The sequence below is a fragment of the Pseudomonas defluvii genome (genome assembly GCF_001695625.1).
GTDB classification, from domain to species: Bacteria; Pseudomonadota; Gammaproteobacteria; order Pseudomonadales; family Pseudomonadaceae; genus Aquipseudomonas; species Aquipseudomonas defluvii.
This window is the reverse complement of the sequence record NZ_MBPN01000030.1, coordinates 1-22258: the sequence shown is the minus strand read 5'-3', so window position 1 is coordinate 22258 and position 22258 is coordinate 1. Positions and strand designations below refer to the sequence as shown.

The 22258-nt window shown below is 59.3% G+C and carries 13 protein-coding genes; 10 read left to right on the top strand and 3 right to left on the bottom strand.

Annotated elements, in window-relative coordinates:
• The first annotated feature begins 38 nt into the window (after positions 1–38).
• The 7 genes from EKA13_RS10760 (at position 39) to EKA13_RS10730 (ending at position 12293) form a co-directional block, all read left to right on the top strand.
• Positions 39–1418: an OprD family porin gene (locus EKA13_RS10760; protein ID WP_065759375.1), complete on the top strand. Its 1380-nt coding sequence runs from the start codon at positions 39–41 to the stop codon at positions 1416–1418.
• Between the two features lie 74 nt (positions 1419–1492).
• Positions 1493–3088: an ABC transporter substrate-binding protein gene (locus tag EKA13_RS10755; RefSeq protein ID WP_065759374.1), complete on the top strand. Its 1596-nt coding sequence runs from the start codon at positions 1493–1495 to the stop codon at positions 3086–3088.
• A gap of 74 nt (positions 3089–3162) precedes the next feature.
• A complete protein-coding gene (locus EKA13_RS10750; protein ID WP_065759373.1) occupies positions 3163–4173 on the top strand; it encodes an ABC transporter permease subunit in 1011 nt (336 codons plus the stop codon).
• A gap of 10 nt (positions 4174–4183) precedes the next feature.
• A complete protein-coding gene (locus EKA13_RS10745; RefSeq protein WP_065759372.1) occupies positions 4184–5116 on the top strand; it encodes an ABC transporter permease subunit in 933 nt (310 codons plus the stop codon).
• 10 nt (positions 5117–5126) lie between these two features.
• Complete coding sequence (locus EKA13_RS10740) at positions 5127–6095, top strand: ABC transporter ATP-binding protein (protein ID WP_065759371.1); 969 nt, start codon at positions 5127–5129, stop codon at positions 6093–6095.
• Positions 6095–7063 (top strand): peptide ABC transporter ATP-binding protein, encoded by a 969-nt coding sequence (locus EKA13_RS10735; RefSeq protein ID WP_065759370.1) that lies wholly within the window; start codon positions 6095–6097, stop codon positions 7061–7063. The genes EKA13_RS10740 and EKA13_RS10735 overlap by 1 nt, the downstream gene beginning before the upstream one ends.
• A 142-nt stretch (positions 7064–7205) precedes the next feature.
• Positions 7206–12293, top strand: a complete 5088-nt coding sequence (locus tag EKA13_RS10730) for a dermonecrotic toxin domain-containing protein (protein ID WP_065759369.1) — start codon at positions 7206–7208, stop codon at positions 12291–12293.
• Between the two features lie 83 nt (positions 12294–12376).
• Here the strand turns inward: EKA13_RS10730 and EKA13_RS10725 are convergent, their stop codons facing one another.
• Positions 12377–13960, bottom strand: a complete 1584-nt coding sequence (locus EKA13_RS10725) for a peptide chain release factor 3 (protein ID WP_065759368.1) — start codon at positions 13958–13960, stop codon at positions 12377–12379.
• Between the two features lie 504 nt (positions 13961–14464).
• Between EKA13_RS10725 and EKA13_RS10720 the strand changes: the two genes are divergently transcribed.
• Positions 14465–15628 (top strand): type III PLP-dependent enzyme, encoded by a 1164-nt coding sequence (locus EKA13_RS10720; RefSeq protein WP_065759367.1) that lies wholly within the window; start codon positions 14465–14467, stop codon positions 15626–15628.
• Between the two features lie 72 nt (positions 15629–15700).
• On the opposite strand, the gene EKA13_RS10715 is transcribed toward EKA13_RS10720, so the two are convergent.
• A complete protein-coding gene (locus EKA13_RS10715; protein WP_065759366.1) occupies positions 15701–16459 on the bottom strand; it encodes a tetratricopeptide repeat protein in 759 nt (252 codons plus the stop codon).
• 3 nt (positions 16460–16462) lie between these two features.
• Positions 16463–17143: a Fe2+-dependent dioxygenase gene (locus tag EKA13_RS10710; RefSeq protein WP_065759365.1), complete on the bottom strand. Its 681-nt coding sequence runs from the start codon at positions 17141–17143 to the stop codon at positions 16463–16465.
• 219 nt (positions 17144–17362) lie between these two features.
• Between EKA13_RS10710 and EKA13_RS10705 the strand changes: the two genes are divergently transcribed.
• Both EKA13_RS10705 and EKA13_RS10700 read left to right on the top strand, forming a co-directional pair.
• The gene (locus tag EKA13_RS10705) at positions 17363–19615 is read left to right on the top strand and encodes a TonB-dependent receptor (protein ID WP_065759364.1); all 2253 of its coding nucleotides are present in this window, start codon (positions 17363–17365) and stop codon (positions 19613–19615) included.
• A 104-nt stretch (positions 19616–19719) separates the two neighbouring features.
• Positions 19720–22101: a PepSY domain-containing protein gene (locus tag EKA13_RS10700; protein WP_065759363.1), complete on the top strand. Its 2382-nt coding sequence runs from the start codon at positions 19720–19722 to the stop codon at positions 22099–22101.
• The last annotated feature ends 157 nt before the right edge of the window (positions 22102–22258 follow it).

Sequence of the window (22258 nt, the reverse complement as noted above, 5' to 3'; positions counted from 1 at the left end):
TGGACGGTTAATAGAAAGAGAAGAAAGGGAGTTTTACCTTGAGACGAACCAAGAACGCAGTACTGGCCTTATCCCTCAGTAGCCTGTCCACACTGGCCCTGGCAGAACCCATCAGCCAGGCATTCGTCCCGGTGACGGTCAAATCCACCAGCGATCAAAACGAAGCCAAAGGCTTCATCGAAGGGCAGAGCCTGTCCGGTTCGACCCGCAACTGGTATGCCCATGAGCGTGCTACCCGTGCACCCCTGTGGAAATACTACAAACGTGATGGTAGCCGTCATGACACCCATAGCCGTAACAACTGGGTACAGGGCACCATTCTCAACTACACCTCCGGTTTCACCGAAGGCACTGTCGGCTTCAGCACCGAAGTCGCCGCCTACAACGCCATTGCGCTTGAGCAAGGCCGCGCCGCCGTCGCCGGGCCAAACAACCGCACCCTGACCCACCGCGACGGAGAGGTCATCGGCCAATGGAGCAAAATGGGCCTGGCCAACCTCAAGGCGCGGGTCTCCAACACCACCCTCACAGCAGGCCGTCAGTCCATCGACACGCCGGTTATTGCCTACATTGGCAACCGTGCACTGCCTTCCAGCTTCCAGGGTGTCAGCATCCACAGCGCAGAGTTCGAGAACCTGTCGTTCGATGCCGGCACCTTCGACCGCGTCTCGACCCGAACCGAGCAAGGCCAGAGCAAGTTCCGCTCCGAATATGGCGACAGCAACCAGTACACCGACCGCATCAGCATGGCCGGCGTCAACTATCAGCCACTCAAGAGTTTGAACACCAGCCTCTACCTGTCCAATGTCGAAGACCTTTGGAACCAGTACTATTTCGGCGCCACGCACGAGCTGGGCGACAGCGCATTGCTGAGCCTGAGTACGGGGCTGAACTACTACAAAACCCGGGACGAGGGTAAACGCAAACTGGGAGAGATCGACAATGACACGTACAGCCTGTCGCTAGGCCTGACCCATCAGGCGCACAAACTCAGCGTTTCCTACCAGCAGGTAAACGGCAACGAGTACTTCGACTACCTCCATGATACCAACGCCATCTTTCTGGCCAACTCACTGCTCTCGGACTTCAACGGCCCGAACGAAAAATCCCTGCAGGTCGCCTACACCCTGAACATGGCCGGGTATGGTGTTCCGGGGCTGAAGTTTAATATCTATAACGCCCGTGGCTGGGGCATCGACGGCACGCACTACACGGGCACGGGCTACGACGTGCGTGGCCTTGAGGGTGAAAACCACTACGAGTACGGCATTGGCAGCAGTTACACCGTGCAGAGCGGCTCGCTCAAAGACACCACGGTACGCGCCACCTACACCGCGCACCGTGCCAGCAAGGCCCAGGCCGACGGTAGCCTGGACGAGTTCCGGGTCGTGACCACCATTCCATTCAACATCCTTTAGGGGGCATGGCCACGGGGGATTAGACGAATCGCCCGTGGCAACTAACCTGCTTTAATTGATCGCTGGGAGCTTTCATGAAACTGCGACCCCTTCAGGCTGCCCTGGCAGCCCTACTGTTGAGCACTGCAGCTGGCGTGGCAGCCAAGCCACTGGTGGTATGTACCGAGGCCAGCCCGGAAGGCTTCGACATCGTTCAATACACCACCGCAGTGACGGCCGATGCGGCCGCCGAAACCGTGTTCAACCGGCTGGTAGACTTCAAGCCGGGCACCACCGACATCGAACCGGCCCTGGCCGAGCGCTGGGAAATCAGCCCGGATGGGCTGACGTACACGTTCTACCTGCGCCGGGGCGTGAAGTTCCACAAAACCGACTACTTCACCCCAAGCCGTGAGTTGAATGCCGACGATGTGCTCTGGAGCTTTCAGCGCCAACTCGACCCCAAGCATCCCTGGCATGACAAGGCCAGCGTCGGCTTTCCCTACTTTGAAAGCATGGGTTTCAAAGACCTGCTCAAAGGTGTCGAGAAAGTCGACGAGCACACCGTCACCTTTACCCTGACACGCCCGGAAGCACCGTTCCTGCGTGACCTGGCCATGGCCTTCACCTCGATCTATTCGGCCGAGTATGCCAGCCAGTTGCTGGCGACCAACAAGACGGCCAACCTCAACAGCCAACCAATCGGCACCGGCCCATTCATTTTTCAGCGCTACAAAAAAGACGCTCAGGTGCGCTTCAAGGCCAACCCCGAGTATTTCCGGGGCAAACCACCCAGCGACCCTCTGGTGCTGACCATCGCCACCGACAACAATGTGCGCCTGCAAAAACTCAAGGCCAATGAATGCCAGGTCGCGCTGTACCCCAAGCCCGATGACATCCCCAGTATCCGCAAAGACCCGGACCTGAAAGTTGATGAACTGGAGGCCCTGACCACCGGTTACATCTCACTGAACACCGAGCACAAGTACCTCAGTGACGTGCGGGTACGCAAAGCGATCAACCTGGCTTTCGATAAACAGGCCCATGTTGATCAACTGTTTGGCAAAGGCAACGCGCTGATCGGCATAAACCCCTACCCGCCCACACTGATTGGCTTCAACAACGCCAACCAGAACCCGCCCCGGGATCTGGATAAAGCCCGAGCCCTGCTCAAGGAAGCCGGCGTACCGGAAGGCACCGTATTGACCCTGTACACCCGTAACGGTGGTGGCCCGACCAACCCCAACCCGCGATTGAGCGCAGAAATGCTCCAGGCCGACATGGCCAGGATTGGTCTTAAGGTCGACATCCGCGTGATGGAATGGGCAGAAATGCTCAAGCGCGCGAAGAAGGGAGAACCCGACATGGTCTCGACCGGCTGGGCCGGTGACAATGGCGACCCGGACAACTTCCTCAGCCCGCTGCTGAGCTGCGACGCCGTAAAAAGTGGCGAGAACTACGCACGCTGGTGTAACCCGACCTTCCAGGCGCTGATCACCAAAGCCCGCGAGACCATCGACACGGGTGAGCGCGCAGCACTCTATGAGAAAGCCCTGGCGGTGTACGATGAAGACCAACCGTGGATCAGCATCGCACATCCGAAGATGTTTACCGCCATGCGCAAGAACGTCGAGGGCTTCCACATCAGCCCGCTGACCACCAACAACTTCGCTACCACCCTGGTGAAGTAGAACAACAACGCCCGCCCGCGCCTTATCCGGGCGTTGGCGGGTACGCCTAACCGGCTGATGAGGTACACCAGAACATGTTTAGTTTTATTGCCCGACGACTGGGACTGTTGATCCCGACCTTCTTCGGCATCACCTTACTGACGTTCGCGCTCATACGATTGATACCAGGTGATCCGGTCGAAGTGATGATGGGCGAGCGTCGCGTTGACCCTGAAATGCACGCACAAGCCATGGAGCGGCTGGGGCTGAACAAACCATTACCGGTGCAGTACCTGGACTACATTAGCAAGCTTGCCCAGGGTGATCTGGGCGAATCGCTGCGCACGCGCGAAAGCGTCTGGAAAGAGTTTCTCACCCTGTTCCCGGCCACCCTGGAGCTGGCGCTTGCCGCCCTGCTGTTTGCTGGCATGTTCGGCCTGTTGGCCGGGGTGGTCGCCGCCATCAAGCGCGGCTCGCTACTCGACCACGGGGTGATGGGGATCTCGCTGGCCGGCTACTCCATGCCGATTTTCTGGTGGGGCCTGATCCTGATCATGTTCTTCTCGGTCAGCCTCGGCTGGACACCCGTTTCCGAGCGTATCAGCTCGCTCTACGACATCGAGCCCATCACCGGTTTCATGCTCATCGATACCCTGTTCAGTGAAGAGGAAGGCGCCTTCAAGGATGCACTCATGCACCTGATTCTGCCGGCCATCGTCCTGGGCACCATCCCGCTGGCGGTGATTGCACGCATGACACGCTCCTCGATGCTCGAGGTGCTGCGCGAGGACTACATTCGCACTGCCCGCGCGAAAGGCCTGTCGCCTACCCGCGTGGTCTTCGTGCATGGCCTGCGCAACGCATTGATCCCGGTTCTGACCGTGTTCGGCCTGCAGGTCGGCACCCTGCTCGGCGGCGCCGTGCTGACCGAAACCATCTTCTCCTGGCCGGGCATCGGCAAGTGGCTGATCGAAGCCATCGGCGCCCGTGACTACCCCGTGGTACAGAATGGCATCCTGCTGATCGCCTGCCTGGTGATCCTGGTGAACTTCGTCGTGGATATCCTCTACGGCCTGGTCAACCCACGCATTCGCCACCAGCGCTGAGGCCAAGACAATGACTGACCCAATCGTAAAATCCGCCTCTGCCGTGCCACCCAGCGCCGTGGACCAGAGCCTGCTCTACCCATCGCCGTACACCGAATTCTGGCAGGCCTTCGCCCGCAACAAAGGCGCCTTCGCCGGCCTGCTGTTCATGTGCCTGATCGTATTCTGTGCGCTCTTCGCGCCATGGGTCGCGCCCCATCAGCCAAGCGAACAGTACCGAGATTTCCTGCTGACCCCGCCGGTCTGGCTCGAAGGCGGCACCTGGCAGTTCATCCTCGGCACCGACGAGCTCGGCCGCGACCTGCTCTCGCGACTGATCCATGGCTCGCGACTGTCCTTGCTGATCGGCCTGTCCTCAGTGGTCATGTCGCTGATTCCCGGAGTGCTGATGGGGCTGTTGGCCGGGTTCTTTCCACGCCTGCTCGGCCCGTCGATCATGCGCCTGATGGACGTCATGCTGGCCCTGCCTTCGCTGCTGCTGGCCGTGGCCATCGTAGCCATTCTCGGCCCTGGCCTGATCAACACCGTGATTGCCATTGCCATCGTTTCGTTGCCGTCCTACGTGCGCCTGACCCGTGCCGCGGTGATGGGAGAACTGAACCGTGACTACGTGACCGCTGCGCGCCTGGCCGGTGCCAGCTTGCCACGGCTGATGTTCATCACCGTATTGCCCAACTGCATGGCGCCGCTGATCGTCCAGGCCACCTTGAGTTTTTCCTCGGCCATCCTCGATGCCGCGGCCCTGGGCTTCCTCGGCCTGGGCGTACAACCGCCAACTCCCGAGTGGGGCACCATGCTGGCCTCGGCCCGCGATTACATCGAGCGCGCCTGGTGGGTCGTGAGCCTGCCCGGCCTGACCATTTTGCTCAGCGTGCTGGCAATCAACCTGATGGGCGACGGGCTGCGCGACGCGCTGGACCCGAAACTCAAGAATGCCGCCTGAGGAGACGCCCATGTCACTGTTGCAGATCAACAATCTCAATGTGCGCTTTGGCGATGCCAAGGCGGTCCCCGTGGTCGACGGTCTCGACCTCAGCGTGGAAAAAGGCGAAGTGCTGGCCATCGTCGGCGAGTCCGGTTCGGGGAAATCCGTGACCATGATGGCACTGATGGGCCTGATCGACGCCCCCGGCATCGTCACCGCCGACAGCATGACGTTCGACGGCAACGACATGCTCAAGCTCAGCGCGCGGCAACGGCGCAAGGTCGTCGGCAAGGACCTGGCGATGGTCTTCCAGGACCCGATGACCGCGCTCAATCCCAGCTATACCGTCGGTTTTCAGATCGAGGAAGTGCTGCGCCAGCACCTTGGTCTGCGCGGCAAGGCAGCCCGCCAGCGGGCGCTGGAACTCCTCAAGAAAGTCGAAATTCCGGCGGCTGAAAGCCGGCTGGACGCCTACCCGCACCAACTCTCGGGCGGCATGAGCCAACGCGTGGCGATTGCCATGGCGATTGCCGGCGAGCCCAAGTTGCTGATCGCCGACGAGCCGACCACCGCACTGGACGTCACCATTCAAGCGCAGATCATGGAGTTGCTGCTCAACCTGCAACAGGAGCAGGACATGGCCCTGATCCTGATCACCCATGACCTGGCCGTGGTCGCCGAAACAGCCAGGCGCGTATGCGTCATGTACGCCGGCCAAGCCGTTGAAATTGGCCAGGTTCCAACGCTGTTCGAGGTGCCTGCGCACCCTTACAGCGAAGCGCTGCTGGCGGCCATTCCCGAGCACAGTGAAGGCGCTGCACGCCTGGCAACCTTGCCCGGTATCGTTCCAGGGCGCTATGACAGACCACAGGGCTGCCTGCTCTCACCGCGCTGCCCCTACGTTCAGGATCACTGCCGCCAGCAACGTCCGAACCTGGACAGACAGGCTCACAGCCTGGTCCGTTGTTTCTACCCGCTGAACCAGGAGGTGGCGTAATGAGCGTCGTTCTTACCGCCCGTGAGCTTACCCGTCACTACGAAGTCTCACGTGGCCTGTTCAAAGGCCACGCACTGGTCCGCGCGCTGAATGGCGTCTCCTTTGAACTGGAAGCCGGCAAGACCCTGGCAGTCGTGGGTGAGTCCGGCTGTGGCAAATCAACCCTGGCCCGGGCCCTGACCCTTATTGAAGAACCCTCCTCCGGCTCCCTGAAAATTGCCGGGCAAGAAGTCACGGGCGCCAACAAGGCTCAGCGCAAACAACTGCGCAAAGATGTGCAGATGGTTTTCCAGAGCCCCTATGCTTCGTTGAACCCTCGACAGAAGATTGGCGACCAACTCGCCGAACCCTTGCTGATCAACACCAACCTCTCCAAAGCCGAACGACGAGAGAAGGTTCAGGCGATGATGCAACAGGTCGGCCTTCGCCCTGAACACTACCAACGCTACCCGCATATGTTTTCTGGCGGTCAGCGCCAGCGTATCGCTCTCGCCCGAGCCATGATGCTGCAACCCAAGGTGCTGGTGGCCGACGAGCCAACCTCGGCGCTGGACGTGTCTATCCAGGCGCAAGTGTTGAACCTGTTCATGGACCTGCAAAATGAGTTCAACACGGCGTATGTGTTCATCTCCCACAACCTGGCCGTGGTGCGACACGTGGCCGACCAGGTCCTGGTGATGTACCTCGGCCGCCCGGCAGAAATGGGCCCGAAAGAAGACATCTACAACAGGCCACTGCACCCCTACACCCAGGCCTTGTTGTCAGCAACCCCGACCTTGCACCCGGACCCGCTCAAACCGAAAATCAAGATCGCTGGCGAACTGCCCAACCCGCTGGACCCACCATCAGGTTGTGCATTCCACAAACGCTGCCCCCACGCCACCGAACGTTGCGCCCAGGAGGTACCGGCGTTCCGTCAGGTGGAAACACGGCAGGTCGCCTGTCACTACGCAGAGCAGTTCCTCTAGCAGAGACATGGCAGTGTCAGCAGCACCCTTGAAATAAATATCACCTTTGAGACACCGCACCCCGGCACCGTGAACCCACCGCCGGGGTGCTGCGTTCACGTACAGCAGCCCGGACAGCCTAACCACCTGCCGAGACTGTGCCATGAGCCTCAATACCCTCCCGTACTATCACACCGATGCACTGCACAAACGCTTTGAAGATCACCTGCAAGACGCCGCCTCTGCTGAACGTATTAGCGCCGTGGAGGCAAACCAGCTCTCACGCCTGACCAGCACGGCGCCTCAGCCCGACGCTCGCGCGGATACACGCGTGGACTACCTCGATGCGGTGAGCGCATCCGGTCAAACCATTGCCCTGATCTCGACACTGCTGATCAGCCACTCCACGCAAACAGCAGTGTTCATCTACAACCCTGTACTGGGCATCATGAAATTCGATGATCGTCTGCAGGCTCGCAATGCACTCATCCAGATGCTCGGTAACGCCGAGACCGCCATGGCACTGCTGCAGTACACCGATGCTGAAGCCTATCGACAATGGCGTAACGACCCGGTCGTGGACCTGGAAGACAACCTGATCGAAGGGGCGATATTTGAGTGGTTGATGCTGAGCATCAATTCACGTCTCGGCCAGAACCTGACCACCCTGCAAACCCTGCTCCTCAACCAGCCGGCTCCCGAAACGCTACTAACCCAAGCCTTCGTGACCCAACTACGCGTGCAGTGGCCCGATGCAGCCATCAACCCCGCTACTCGGGAAGTCAAAGTGTCCGCTCAGCGCCTGTCCAACCGCGCCCAGGGGCAGGATTATCACCAAAGCCTGAACGATACCCTTCTGGAAACGCTGGCAGACCCCACACTCATTGGAAACGGGGCACATGAACTGCTGAACCCCGACGGCACGCGAGCCAGCGCGCAAGACCAAAAAAAACTCAATACCGCACTGCGCCTGACTCGGGCGCAGCTGAGTGAGCACTGCACCACTCAGCTTGATAACCACTGGGCAGCATCACGCTCCGAGGGCCTGAGCCCTACCGAGCAACTGACCCATGCGTTACGCAGCCGTTTTCTTGAAGCCCTAACCCAGCTCGCCTGGAGTAACGACCTGAGCAACCAGGAGTACAGGACCCTGATCAAATGGTCCAAGGCAGAACACTTACCGGAGCTGCAGGCCTGGTACCTGAAACCCACAGCCTCGACAACCGCGACAGTTCCGCTGGAAACCGTCATGTTGCTGGGCACTGCGGATGCGCCGTCAACTCCGTGCTATAGCTACACCCCTACCGGGGGGCTGAAGCGTCACACAAACCGCCAGGCGTTCTTGGATACACTGGCAATCGGTGACGTGCCGCTGCTACCCATGCAGGCTCCGGCCCTGCAAACCTACACCCAACGCCTACTGAGCGTACCGCGCCAGCGCCTGACCCAGGCCCTGCGGCAACAAGGCCCATTGGCGTTTGTCAGTGTCTGTCAGAAAGCCCTTGAGCTGGAGAGCTTGATTGATCCCTGCCTGCCACGCCTGATGATGCCGTATGTCCGCAAGGATAGAGAGAGCAGCGCCTCGCTCACGGCAATCAAGCATGACTTGAACAGCGAAACGCTTTCGCTCCAAGACCTGAAGCACATCAAACGCCGCGTGGAACAGAACAACACACAACTGCTGGAAGCCCGTCCAAGCCTGGATTCCGTCACCCTGTCGCTGATTGAAAACAACCTGTGCTACCTACTCGGCTCCATGCCGGCAGCGTCTGTCCTACTGCAGAACGGCGCCGATGGAACCCCCAACCAGAGCCTCAGTGAGTTGATCTGGGAAAACCTGAGCAAACGAAATGCGACGTCGGCGACTCAACAGCCGGCAGAACACCGCCTGGCCGCCAACGCTCAAGCGCTGCTGCCGCAACTGACAGCCCCGGTCATCAACCAGTGTGTCGACAAAGTGACCGGCTCACTTCGTCATTATCTGGCCCATGCAGTCGTGCGTAATCAGAACCAAGAGCGACACACGGCACAAAACCTGTACGGCTTGACACTGCGGCTGGAACTGCGGCTGGCTCGTCAGAAAAACACCCTCGAACAACCGGCAATCGACCTCATCCAAGCGGTGCTCAACTACCCGATATCACGCACCCGGCCGCTGCTGGAGGGTGCTCCGGCCATGGTTTGGCAACTGAACATTACCTACGAGGGCAAGCACGAAACGCAGGTTGCCAACCTCTTGCTACTGTCACGCACCCCCCTGGAAACAGCAGAAGCCCCCCTGATCCTGTGGACACGGGCATTAGGCTTCGAAACCTTCACGTCACTCCAGTCCCTCAACCAGAAGCTTCAGGCGCGGCTAACCAACTTTCACAGCGCAGAATCACTCTACGATTGCGTTGCAGAAGAGGATAGCGTGCTGCCGGATAACGCCCCTATGGCGCCGCAAGTGACGCCACCGACCTTGAACTGGAGCCCGATAAAGAGCAATGTGCTGCAACGGCTCGAAGCCCTCGACAGCAACCTTCGCCAGCGCAACACCCTGTTCGTCTTCGATCAGATCATCAATGCCGGGCTGTCGGGCAGTGGTCTGCCGGAACTGCTGCATACCTATACGCCCATGGACAGCAGCGAAGTACAGTTGCTGCGCTTCAAGCATGAAATACGCGAACAAACCGTGCGCGCGGCAATCCCGAAGTGGCTGCTGGATGCAACCTACCAGGAGAAATTCGATTATCTGGAAATCCTGGGGCGCAACCTGCTCAATATCACCTCGGAAGAGGATTACCTCTCCGATATGCCCACCATCGCGGACTATGCCTATGAGCGACTGGCCACTCAGCTTGATAGCGACTTTCCGGCCAAACGCTATCCGCCGGATGCCATTTTCATCACCACCATCGCCTGCATCTCAACGCTACCGCCCACTGGCGAAGTGCCCTCAGGCTCTACAGGCGAATGCATCCACCATCGACAAACATTGGTCGAATATGCACTGAATCACTTCCGAGACTGGAGCAACCCCATCACCGCACTGGAATTGGAAAACGGTGCAGCGCCCCCCACAGCAATGAACGTGGACTACATCAAGGACCTGGTCAGGCGCCTGGACATTGGTAGCAACTATCAAACATTGTTCAGTCAGACATTTGACCCTGCCAGCCCCGGCTTCAACCATCGCCTAGAGCTGTTTTGCCGCCAAGTACCCGACCAAATGCTTGAACGTGCATTCAATGCCTACCTGAGGCGAAACCTGAGTAAAACTGCAGTAGCCTTTGTGAAGCAAGTGGTACAAATGCCTGATGCGACCGCCCGCTTACCGCTGGACGGCAAGCGCATCCAACTGACACCGCTGGCGCTGATCGCACAATCGGATTTACCCGCCGATATTGTCCCTGACCTCTACCTGTTTCGAGCAGAAGACACCGACCCCGTAGTGCTCTATGCCCCGTACTGCGAAAGTTTTACGTTCAAGGAATTCAGCAGCACCACAGCACTACTGGCGCAACTGAAGACAGACACCGCGTTGCAAGCCCTGGTTCTCGCCCAGTTACCAGAGCCCTTGCGCAGACGCTATGACAACAATGGCTTCGACGAACCCCACTTGCCCTTCAGTGCAGAATCGGACTTCGACCTGCCGTTATCGAGACCAGGCCCCGTTACCCTTGCCAACCTGCCGGTCAAGGGCAACGCGCTGCATTACCTGTTCGAGGAAAACATTCGCACCCTCAAGCGCATGCTGGACGCCCAACTGATCAGCACCGAAAAGGCTGACTGGGAGTCGCTCAAACATATCCTCGGGCTTGTGTTCAACCAACTGAGTTTTTTCGTACCGGGCAAGATTGGACTGCTGCTCGGCGCCTGGCAGGCAGAAATGACGGTGCTAAAAATTGCACGTAACGACGAGGGCAGCGATTGGCCGGCGCATACCGCCGAACTGCTGTGCGTATTGGTGCAAAGCCTGCTGATTGGCCACAGCGCCAGCACGCTGGGCGACGTAGAAAACCTTAATGCCGAACGCCAGTTCTGGCAAAACCTGTACCTTGACGAGCACTCCCCCATACCCTTGGCACGCTATGAAGCACCCACCCAAGCGCTGGAGTTAATGGTGTTCGACAGCCTGACTCAGGTCTACAGAGACGCGGCCACAGGCAAACACTATGTCAATATCAATGGACACGTATACCGGGCAACCTTCTCGGACGCCAACTGGTACCTGATCGATGAGGCTGAAGATAACCTTGGCCCTCGTTTGCGCCTGAGCGCCGCCAACCGATGGGAGATCGACCCGACGCTGCCGCTTCCGATAGAGCATGGCGCTGTCCTCACTCGGCTAGGTGGCCAGTACACGCGCTGGAAGGCTCGCCGGGAAAACGTCATTATCGTCGCGAGCGGAATGCGGCAGATTCAAAACATGATGCCCAGCCGCGCGCAAAAAATACGCCAGGCACATCGCACCGCCATGATGTACTTGACGAACTGCCTGAAAAACCTGCGCAACGCCGATCCAGCCACACACGTCCCGGTAGAAACCCAACGCATCATCAGCGACTTCTTCGGTGTACCGGCCCTGACCGAGCCACTCCGGCAATCCATGCATGAGTCGGTCAATGCCGTCATCGATATGATGGGATCGGGCAGCTACTCGCCGCAGTCCTCGTCACGCTACATCATCGGTACAAGCACAATTAACAGCCAAGGACTGGCGTTCACGGTGCCTTCGGATCTCGAGAAGCAGATTTTCATGCTCGACGGCTACTTTGACTACAATTTCGCCAACCAATTCACCTTCCGTGCCGGCTACACGCAAGACGATGCTGCCGCGATTTTCAGGGCAGCCGTGCTGGTTCACGAGTTCACGCACCTGGCCTACAACACGCGCGACATCTGCTACAACGAAGGCACCTTGCCCTTCCTGAACCTGCTGGCGCCTGTTCCCAAGACACTCTGGCTGAGGCAACGCCAAGACACCACATTCTCACACCGCACACCGGCCAATGAGTTGTTTGTCATACAGGATCACCCGAATGGCGCCCCACGCGACATTCGTGACGATGATCGAAAGGGGCGGCGATTCATCCTGCAGACCACGGGCGCTAAAAACCTCGACGATGCCCGTCAGGTTTTTCTGAACGATGCAGAAAAGCGTGCGCAAATCATGCTGAAAAACGCCGACTCGTTGACCTTGCTGATCTTCCGCATGGGTGAACGTCTGCATAGCCCGAGCGTACCGGCAGCTCGCGTAGGCGGCTAACGCGACACCTGTACGCAGGCAAGCCCGTCGCCCACAACAGCCTCAGGCGTGCTGGGTTGCAGGAACGGGCTTGCCGGCGAGGTTTAGTGGTGCTCGCGCGTGGCGCGGAACTTCACATCTGGCCAGCGCTCTTCCATCAGTGCCAGGTTGACCCGGGTCGGCGCCAGGTAGGTCAGGTGACCACCACCGTCGATGGCCAGGTTTTCCATGGCCTTGACCTTGAATTCCTCGATCTTCTTCTTGTCGTCGCACTGGATCCAGCGGGCCGACCACACGGTGATCGGCTCGTAGGCGCATTCAACCTTGTACTCTTCCTTCAAACGGCTGGCGACCACATCGAACTGCAGAACACCCACGGCACCGAGAATGATGTCGTTGCTGCGCTCGGGGAAGAACACCTGGGTCGCGCCTTCTTCGGCCAACTGCTGCAGGCCCTGACGCAATTGCTTGGACTTGAGCGGGTCTTTAAGGCGAACGCGGCGGAACAGTTCAGGGGCAAAGTGAGGAATGCCGGTGAAGCCCAGATTCTCACCTTCCGTGAAGGTGTCGCCAATCTGGATGGTGCCGTGGTTATGCAAACCGATGATGTCGCCGGCCCAGGCTTCCTCCAGTTGCTCACGCTCGGAGGAGAAGAAGGTCAGAGCATCGCCGATACGCAGGTCTTTGCCGGTGCGTACATGGCGCATCTTCATGCCCTTCTCGTAACGGCCCGAACAGATCCGCATGAAGGCGATACGGTCGCGGTGTTTCGGGTCCATGTTCGCCTGGATTTTGAAGACGAAACCGCTGAACTTCTCTTCGGTCGGCTCCACCGTGCGCTCATTGGCTACACGCGGCAGCGGACGCGGCGCCCAGTCGACCACGGCGTCAAGGACATGGTCCACACCAAAGTTGCCCAGCGCGGTACCAAAGAACACCGGCGTCAACTCACCGTTCATGAACTCGTCCTGGTCGAACTCATGGCAAGCGCCCTGAACCAGTTCCAGTTGCTCGATGAAACGCTCGTATTCATCACCCAGGTGCGCGCGGGCCTCGTCCGAGTCGAGTTTCTCGATGATCTTCACCTCGGTACGCTCGTGACCGTGGCCCGGGGTGTAGACAATGATGTAGTCGCCGGACAGGTGGTAAACACCCTTGAAGTCCTTGTAGCAGCCGATCGGCCAGGTGATCGGCGCGGCCTTGATCTTCAGGACCGCTTCGATCTCGTCGAGCAACTCGATCGGGTCACGAATATCACGGTCGAGTTTGTTGATGAAGCTGACGATAGGCGTGTCGCGCAGGCGGCAGACATCCATCAGGGCAATGGTACGTGGCTCAACGCCTTTACCGCCGTCGAGGACCATCAGCGCCGAGTCCACCGCTGTCAGCGTGCGGTAGGTATCTTCAGAGAAGTCTTCGTGGCCCGGGGTGTCGAGCAGGTTGATCATGTGATCGCGGTAAGGGAACTGCATCACCGAGGTGGTGATGGAGATGCCACGCTGCTTCTCCATTTCCATCCAGTCGGAGGTGGCATGGCGATCGGACTTTCGCGATTTCACCGTACCGGCGACGGCAATCGCCTTGCCCATCAGCAGGAGCTTCTCGGTGATGGTGGTTTTACCCGCATCGGGGTGGGAAATAATGGCGAAAGTGCGACGCTTCGCGACTTCGGCGGCCTGGTTGGTCATGGGAAATCGCCTGACTGGGGATTCAAAAGGGCCAAAATTATACCCGAACTTGCCGGTGGACCAAAGTCGAGACTCCCAACGGCCGCGGCAGGCTCACACACGGCGATCGTACGGCGGCCAAGCCCCGGTACAACGGCCGCAGCAATGGCCTTGGCATGAGCCGATGTGGACTGTTTTCAAAGACATCCAGCTGTCATGCGGCTCGGTTACAAAGAGACTGCGCAACGCCGGGCGACAGACGTGTGCAAAAACGCGACATTTTTTGTTGATCTTGAACCCCTCAAGTCCTAAAGTTCGCGCCGAGCGTCCATGCTGGAAACGATCCATCCGGCTCAAGTACTGACGACGAGACAGCAAGGTCACCCGTAGCGCCTTTTTCACCGCACGGTTGACCTTTTTGCTTTCGGCGACATGCCTTGGGAAGTAGGCGAACCAAAGTGGGGATACGGAGGGCGCTCAGCTGCAGCCACTTATTTTTTTAGTTTGCCCATGGAGTCCCTAAGCATGTCGATTCAGGTCGAAGACTACTTCGCGCGCGAAACCTTTCAAAAAATGAAGGCGTTCGCCGACAAGCAAGAAACCCCGTTCGTACTTATCGACACCCAGATGATCAGCCAGGCCTATGACGACCTGCGTGCTGGCTTCGAATTCGCCAAGGTCTACTACGCGGTCAAGGCCAACCCGGCGGTCGAAATCATCGATCTGCTGCGCGACAAGGGTTCGAGCTTTGACATCGCCTCGATCTACGAGCTCGACAAAGTGCTGGGCCGCGGTGTCACCCCAGACCGCATCAGCTATGGCAACACCATCAAGAAATCCAAGGACATCCGCTACTTCTACGAGAAGGGCGTGCGCCTGTATGCCACCGACTCCGAAGCCGACCTGCGCAACATCGCCAAGGCCGCACCGGGCTCGAAAGTCTACGTGCGTATCCTGACCGAAGGTTCGACCACCGCTGACTGGCCGTTGTCGCGCAAGTTCGGTTGCCAGACCGACATGGCCATGGACCTGCTGATCCTCGCCCGCGACCTGGGCCTGGTGCCTTACGGCATCTCCTTCCATGTGGGTTCGCAACAGCGCGACATCAGCGTCTGGGACGCGGCCATCGCCAAGGTCAAAGTGATCTTCGAGCGTCTGAAAGACGAAGACGGCATCGAACTGAAGCTGATTAACATGGGTGGCGGCTTCCCGGCCAACTACATCACCCGTACCAACAGCCTGGAAACCTACGCCGAGGAAATCATCCGCTTCCTGAGGGAAGACTTCGGTGACGACCTGCCAGAAATCATCCTTGAGCCTGGCCGCTCGCTGATTGCCAACGCCGGTATTCTGGTCAGCGAAGTGGTGCTGGTCGCCCGCAAATCGCGTACCGCGGTTGAGCGTTGGGTCTACACCGACGTGGGCAAATTCTCCGGCCTGATCGAAACCATGGACGAGTCCATCAAGTTCCCGATCTGGACCGAGAAAAAAGGCGAGATGGAAGAAGTCGTGATCGCCGGCCCAACCTGCGATAGCGCCGACATCATGTACGAGCACTACAAGTACGGCCTGCCACTGAACCTGGCTATCGGTGACCGCCTGTACTGGCTGTCGACCGGCGCCTACACCACCAGCTACAGCGCGGTAGAGTTCAACGGCTTCCCGCCGCTGAAAGCGTACTACCTGTAAACGGCTGAACCTTATCGCCGGCACGCTCGGCTCCTGCAGCGGTTGCAGGAACCGGCCTTGCCGGCGATTGCTTTACAGCATCACGCCAAGCTCGCCAAGCCGAGTGCGATAGGCCAGCGCCATGGCTCGAATCTCGGGCTGTGTCGCCTGCTCCAACGCAGCGGCAGCAACCGTCAGAAAATTTGCATTCCCCGCAACCAGCGCCTGACGCAACCAGCCCAGCGCCTGCTCGACCTGCCCCCGCGCCGCCAAGACCCCGGCGTGGCTGAACTGCCCACGAAAGTCCCCGCCTTCAGCCGAGCGTCGATACCAGTCGTGTGCCGCCGACACATCGGCCGGGCAATGCACACCCTCCTCAAGGTAGCGCCCCAACAGGTTCATGGATTTCGCATGCCCTTGCTCAGCGGCTTGCCGATAACAGCGCAGTGCCGCACCAGGATCTATCGCGACACCACGCCCCGTGGCCAACAGGTTGGCATAGTTGTACAGCCCCCAATCAAGCCCGGCCTCTGCCGCGAGGCGGTAACGGCGAGAGGCTTCGACAACATCCACCTCGCCCCCCCAGCCATGCTCCAGACAACGCCCGAGCATGTTATGCGCCATGGCACTGCCCTGATTGGCAGCAATGGCAAACCAGCGCCGGGCCAACGCCGGATCGCGCTCGATACCGCGCCCGTCCAGGAGTATCTGCCCCAGCAGCAACTGAGCCTCGACGATCCCCTGCCCCGCGGCCATCAACAGCGCTTGGGCCGCCTTGGCCGGGCTTTCTTCAAGCATCTGGCCCAGTTGATCGCCGTCGAGCACTTCTTCACGGCGTAGGTGAAAGGCCATGCGTCAGACCTCGGCCCAGCGACGCAGCAGGTTGTGGTACGTCCCCGTCAACTGAATCAGTGATGGATGATCGGGAACGTCGGCAGTCAGCTGCTGAATTGCGTTGTCCATCTCGAACAACAGCGTACGCTGGCTGTCTTCGCGGATCATGCTCTGGGTCCAGAAAAACGCCGCATAACGCGCGCCGCGAGTGACCGGGTTGACCTTGTGCAGGCTCGTCCCCGGGTACAACACCATATCGCCAGCCGCCAGCTTGACCCGCTGCAGTCCGTAGGTGTCCTGAATTTCGAGCTCACCGCCGTCGTACTCCTCAGGTTCACTGAAGAACAGCGTCGAAGACAGATCGGTACGCACCCGCTCGTGACTGCCACGGGGCTGGCGAACGGCATTGTCGATATGAAAACCAAAGTTGCCGCCTTCGCGGTAGCAGTTGACCAGCGGCGGGAAGACCTTGAAGGGCAAGGCCGCAGACATGAAACGGGGGTTGGCCCACAAGCGCTCAAGCATGGCCGCGCCAATCTCCTTGGCCAATGGATGGCCCTCGGGCAACTGGAGGTTGTGCTTGGCCTTGGCCGACTGGTAACCCGCCGTGATCTTGCCGTCAGCCCAATCGGCCTGCTCCAGCGCCTCACGAATACGCAGCACTTCCTCGCGCGTAAACAGACCAGGAATGTGTAAAAGCATGGCGCGGATACCTAAGGCCGTAAGAGACATCAATGATATTGATTCTTATTGCATCACTACAAGCCCTTAGCGCTTGCCAAGACGAATGAGCCCGCAAAAAACACAGGATGAAAATGTAAAGATTGTAAATTCAACACGAATAACAATTCTTCTCAATTGATAGTCGTATGTATTTACATTACATTTCGCGGCCTTGAAACCTTGGGAGGGGTCATAACAATGTCGCGCCACTACGTGCCAACCGCTGTCAGTTCACCACGCTTGCTCGCTTCTGCCATCGGTGTGGCCATTACCGCCACCTCTACTGCGCACATAGCGTACGCTGCCGAAGCTGCACCGGCCAACGATGGGGCGATTGCTCTGGATGCCACCAGCATCAACAGCGTGCAGGATGAAACCTCTTACAAGACCGACACAGCAACCTCAAAGAAATACACTGCCCCACTACGAGAAACGCCTAAAAGCGTGACCGTTATTCCGCAACAAGTGATCCGTGATACAGGCGCAACCAGCCTGGCCGACGCCTTGCGCACAACCCCAGGGATCACCTTTGGTGCAGGTGAAGGCGGTAACCCAGCAGGCGACCGCCCGATCATTCGCGGCTTCAACGCAGAGAGCGACGTATTTGTCGACGGTATGCGCGATGTCGCCTCGCAAAGCCGAGAAATCTTCAACATCGAATCGGTAGAAGTCAGCAAGGGCCCTGGTTCAGCGTTCACTGGCGCCGGTTCCACCGGTGGCAGCCTGAACCTGGTGACTAAAAGTGCCAAACTTGGCGATGCCTATAACGGTGGATTTACCTGGGGCTCGGACCAAACCAAGCGCACCACCCTGGACCTTAACAAGCAGCTGACCGACACCTCGGCATTTCGCCTGAACCTCATGAAGCATGAGGCCAACGTTGCCGGGCGTGACGATGTCGACGTAAGCCGCTGGGGGGTCGCACCTTCCTTTGCCTTCGGCCTGGGTACCGATACCCGCGTCAGCGTCGGCTACTACCACCTGGATACAGATGATATGCCGGACTACGGCATTCCACTGACCAAGAGTGCAAACCGCAGCAAGTACAACGTCGACAAGCCCGCAAACGTCGATCGCGACAACTTCTACGGTTTAAATGATCGCGACTACCGCAAGAGCAGCAACGACAGCGGGACCATCAAGATCGAACACGATCTGAATGAGAACCTGACACTGTCCAACAGCTTCCGCATGTCGCGCTCCACGCTCGACTATATCGTTACCAACCCTGACGACAGTAAAGGCAACGTGGCCAACGGCCTGGTCTATCGCTCGACCAAAAACCGCAACTCGACCTCAAAAGGCTGGGTCAACCAGACCGACCTGAGCGCCAAATTCAATACTGGATTTATTGAGCACAGCATGGTCACCGGCCTGGAGTTTTCCTATGCCGACACCCATAACCGTGGCTACGTCATTACCTCTGATGCGGGAAAAAGCACCACATGCAGCCCTGCCCTGCTAGCCTCGGGTGACTGCACCAGCCTGTATGATCCATCGCCTGATGACAGCTGGTCAGGAACCATTACCGACAGCCCGGCGTATACCGACACAAACACCAAAACCAGTGCGGCATATGTCTTCGACACCCTGAAATTCAACGAACAATGGTCGCTGAACCTGGGTCTTCGATATGACGACTACCAAACCAAGTCAAGCGGTTACGCAACGGCAGGCCGCACGACCCCTGCGGGTAGCTTCTCCCGCGAGAACAACGCCCACCTCTGGAACTACCAACTTGGCGTGGTCTACAAGCCGCTGCCCAACGGCAGCATCTATGCCGCCTGGTCGACCTCAAGCAACCCTTCGGGTGAAACCAGCGGTAACGGTGGTCTGGAGCTGACAGCAGCCAATGGCAACCTCGAGCCGGAACGTAACCGCAACTATGAAGTAGGCACCAAGTGGGATTTCTTCGACGAGAACTTGTCGCTGACAGCAGCCCTGTTCCGCACCGACAAGACCAACGCCCGCGTCACCGATCCGGACAACGCCACCTACCAAGTGCTTGATGGCGAGCAACGTGTCCAAGGCGTCGAGCTCACCTACTCGGGCAACCTTTCGTCGAAGTGGAAGGTCTATGGTGGCTACACCTACATGGAAAGCGAGATAGTGAAGACCTCTACCGCCGCGAACGAAGGCAATCACATGCCGAGCACGCCACGTAACAACTTCACCTTCTGGTCGACCTACGACATCGTTCCGAAACTGACCGTTGGTGCCGGTGCAACCTTTGTCGACTCGCGCTTCGGTGATGAGGCCAACTCGGTAGAAGTGCCTTCCTACTGGCGTTATGACGCGATGGCAACCTATCGCCTGACCAAAAACGTGGACCTGCAACTGAACGTGCAGAACCTGACCGACAAGCGCTACTTCGATCAGGTATTCCAAACCCATTACGCTCATGTCGCAGCAGGGCGTACCGCATTGATGAGCGCGAACTTCCACTTCTAAGGCAGTTCAACGCAAAGCCCCGCCCACTTCAGTGAGCGGGGCTTTTATGTATCTCGACAGCGTGCATACCCCGCACAGGTATACAGCAAGACAAGGTGGTCGATGTGGTGAAAAAAAACCTGTTTCAACTGCACTGGTTCTTCGGTATCACCGCAGGCCTGGTACTCGCACTGATGGGCATTACCGGCGCAGCGGTGTCATTTCAGGATGAGCTGCTGCGTCTGTTCTACCCCGAAGCCCTCAAGGTTCACGTGCGTGAAGGCGGTGTATTGCCGCCGGCTGAACTGGTACGCCGGGTAGAGGCCGAGCACGGCGACAAGGTTGCCATGCTCTGGGTCGATACCCGCACCGATAACGCCGCGCGGGTATTCTTCACCCCGCCACCTGGCGAGCGGCGAGGCGAAATGCGCTATGCCGACCCATACACTGGCGCGCTGCAAGGCGATGTCAGTGGCCAGGACTTTTTCGGCCTGATGCTGCAACTGCACCGATTCCTGGCCATCGGCGACACCGGTCGGCAGATCACCGGCGCCTGCACCCTGATGCTGGTGTTCTTCTGCCTTTCTGGCCTCTACCTGCGCTGGCCGCGCCAGGCGCTGAACTGGCGTAACTGGCTGACCCTGGACTGGGCGAAAAAAGGCCGCGCCTTCAACTGGGACCTGCACGCGGTTGCCGGCACCTGGTGCCTGGTGTTCTACCTGCTCGCAGCACTGACGGGCCTGTTCTGGTCTTACGAGTGGTATCGCGAAGGCCTGAACAAACTGCTGGCCGACGGGCCGGTGGCGGGCGAGCAACGCAAACGCGGTGAAGGCCGCGGCCGCCCACCTGCACCAGACAAGAACGCACCGCCTCTGGTGGTTGACTACGATGCGATCTGGTCCAGCCTGCAAACGGCTGCCGGGCCAGGCCTGAGCACCTACAACCTGCGCCTGCCACCTGCTGGTGGGCAACCGGCCACCCTGTTCTACCTGCTTGACAATGCCGATCACGAAAGAGCCTTCAACACCCTGACACTCGACCCTGCCACCGGTCAGGTGCGTAAACACGAACGCTTCACCGACAAGTCGTTCAAGGCCCAACTGCTGGCCAGTGTCTATGCCCTGCACGTCGGCAGTTACTTCGGCCTGACCGGGCGCATCCTGATGATGCTGGCCAGCCTGAGCATGCCACTGTTCTTCATCACCGGCTGGTTGCTGTACCTCGACCGTCGGCGCAAGAAACGCCAGATCCGCGTCGCACGCAACGGTATGACCACGCCTGCATCGGGTGAAAACAGCTGGTTGGTGGGCTTTGCCAGCCAGAGCGGTTTCGCCGAACAACTGGCCTGGCAAAGCGCCGGGCAGTTGCAGGCGGCGGGCTTTGCGGTAAACGTGCGAGCCTTGGCTGACTTGAGCGAAACCGACCTGCGCCAGGCGAACAAGGCCCTGTTCGTGGTGAGTACCTTTGGCGACGGCGAAGCACCGGACAGCGCCCGTACGTTCGAGCGCAAGGTGCTCGGCCAGCCCTGGGCGCTGGGCTCACTCGACTATGCCCTGCTCGCCCTCGGTGACCGTCAATACACGCAATTCTGCGGTTTCGCCAAACGCCTGCATGACTGGCTGGGAACACGCGGGGCCAAAGCCCGCTTCGCCCCGGTAGAAGTGGATAACGCCGACCCACACGCCCTGCAGCAGTGGCAAGAACAACTGGCACAGTTGACCGGCAGCCCAGTCGCCAGTAACTGGCAAGCACCAGCCTTCGAAACCTGGACGCTCACCCGGCGCGAACGGCTCAACCCAGGAAGCCAAGGGTCAGCCGTGTACCTGCTCGGGCTGATGCCAGCACAACCGGCACGTTGGGAAGCGGGTGATCTGGTAGAGATCCTGCCGCAGAACAACCCTGCGATCAGCCCCCGGGAGTACTCGATCGCCTCGATTGCCAGCGATGGCATGCTGGAGTTGATCGTGCGCCAGGAGCAACACCCTGATGGCGCACTGGGCCTGGGGTCAGGCTGGCTGACCGAACACGCGCCGCTGGCCAGCCCAATCAACCTGCGCCTGCGGCGTAACAGCGGCTTCCACCTCCCGGCAACGCCTGCACCGCTGATTCTGATCGGCAACGGCACAGGGTTGGCCGGCCTGCGCAGCCTGCTCAAAGCGCGTATCGAAGCAGGCGAGCGGCGTAACTGGTTGCTGTTCGGCGAGCGTAACGAAGCACACGACTTCCTCTGCCGGGAAGAGCTGCAAGGGTGGTTGCGTACGGGTGAACTGGCACGCCTGGACCTGGCGTTCTCCCGTGATCAGGCAGAAAAGGTCTACGTACAGGATCGCCTGCGCGAACAGGCGGCAGAGTTGCGCCAATGGCTGGCCGAAGGGGCGTTGCTTTATGTGTGCGGTAGCCTGCACGGCATGGCTAGTGGGGTCGATGCGGTGCTGAAGGAAGTGCTGGGCACTGCCGAGGTTGAGCACCTGATCGAGCAAGGGCGTTACCGGCGGGATGTCTACTGACGCCTGACGGCCCAGGCGTTGGCAAACCTCCCACAGGCTGCTCGGGTTTTGTTGCAGACTTGCCTGCGATGGCCTCGGTGGGGTGTCCGTGAGTTCGCGGCGTCTGCATCGCGGGCAAGCCCGGCTCCTACGGATTGCATTTTCTGTTGGAGCTGGC

Coding starts and splice junctions, on each gene's coding strand:
- EKA13_RS10755 (WP_065759374.1), top strand. CDS start 1,493: ATGAAACTGCGACCCCTTCAGGCTGCCCTGGCAGCCCTACTGTTGAGC.
- EKA13_RS10750 (WP_065759373.1), top strand. CDS start 3,163: ATGTTTAGTTTTATTGCCCGACGACTGGGACTGTTGATCCCGACCTTC.
- EKA13_RS10745 (WP_065759372.1), top strand. CDS start 4,184: ATGACTGACCCAATCGTAAAATCCGCCTCTGCCGTGCCACCCAGCGCC.
- EKA13_RS10740 (WP_065759371.1), top strand. CDS start 5,127: ATGTCACTGTTGCAGATCAACAATCTCAATGTGCGCTTTGGCGATGCC.
- EKA13_RS10735 (WP_065759370.1), top strand. CDS start 6,095: ATGAGCGTCGTTCTTACCGCCCGTGAGCTTACCCGTCACTACGAAGTC.
- EKA13_RS10730 (WP_065759369.1), top strand. CDS start 7,206: ATGAGCCTCAATACCCTCCCGTACTATCACACCGATGCACTGCACAAA.
- EKA13_RS10725 (WP_065759368.1), bottom strand. CDS start 13,960: ATGACCAACCAGGCCGCCGAAGTCGCGAAGCGTCGCACTTTCGCCATT.
- EKA13_RS10720 (WP_065759367.1), top strand. CDS start 14,465: ATGTCGATTCAGGTCGAAGACTACTTCGCGCGCGAAACCTTTCAAAAA.
- EKA13_RS10715 (WP_065759366.1), bottom strand. CDS start 16,459: ATGGCCTTTCACCTACGCCGTGAAGAAGTGCTCGACGGCGATCAACTG.
- EKA13_RS10710 (WP_065759365.1), bottom strand. CDS start 17,143: ATGCTTTTACACATTCCTGGTCTGTTTACGCGCGAGGAAGTGCTGCGT.
- EKA13_RS10705 (WP_065759364.1), top strand. CDS start 17,363: ATGTCGCGCCACTACGTGCCAACCGCTGTCAGTTCACCACGCTTGCTC.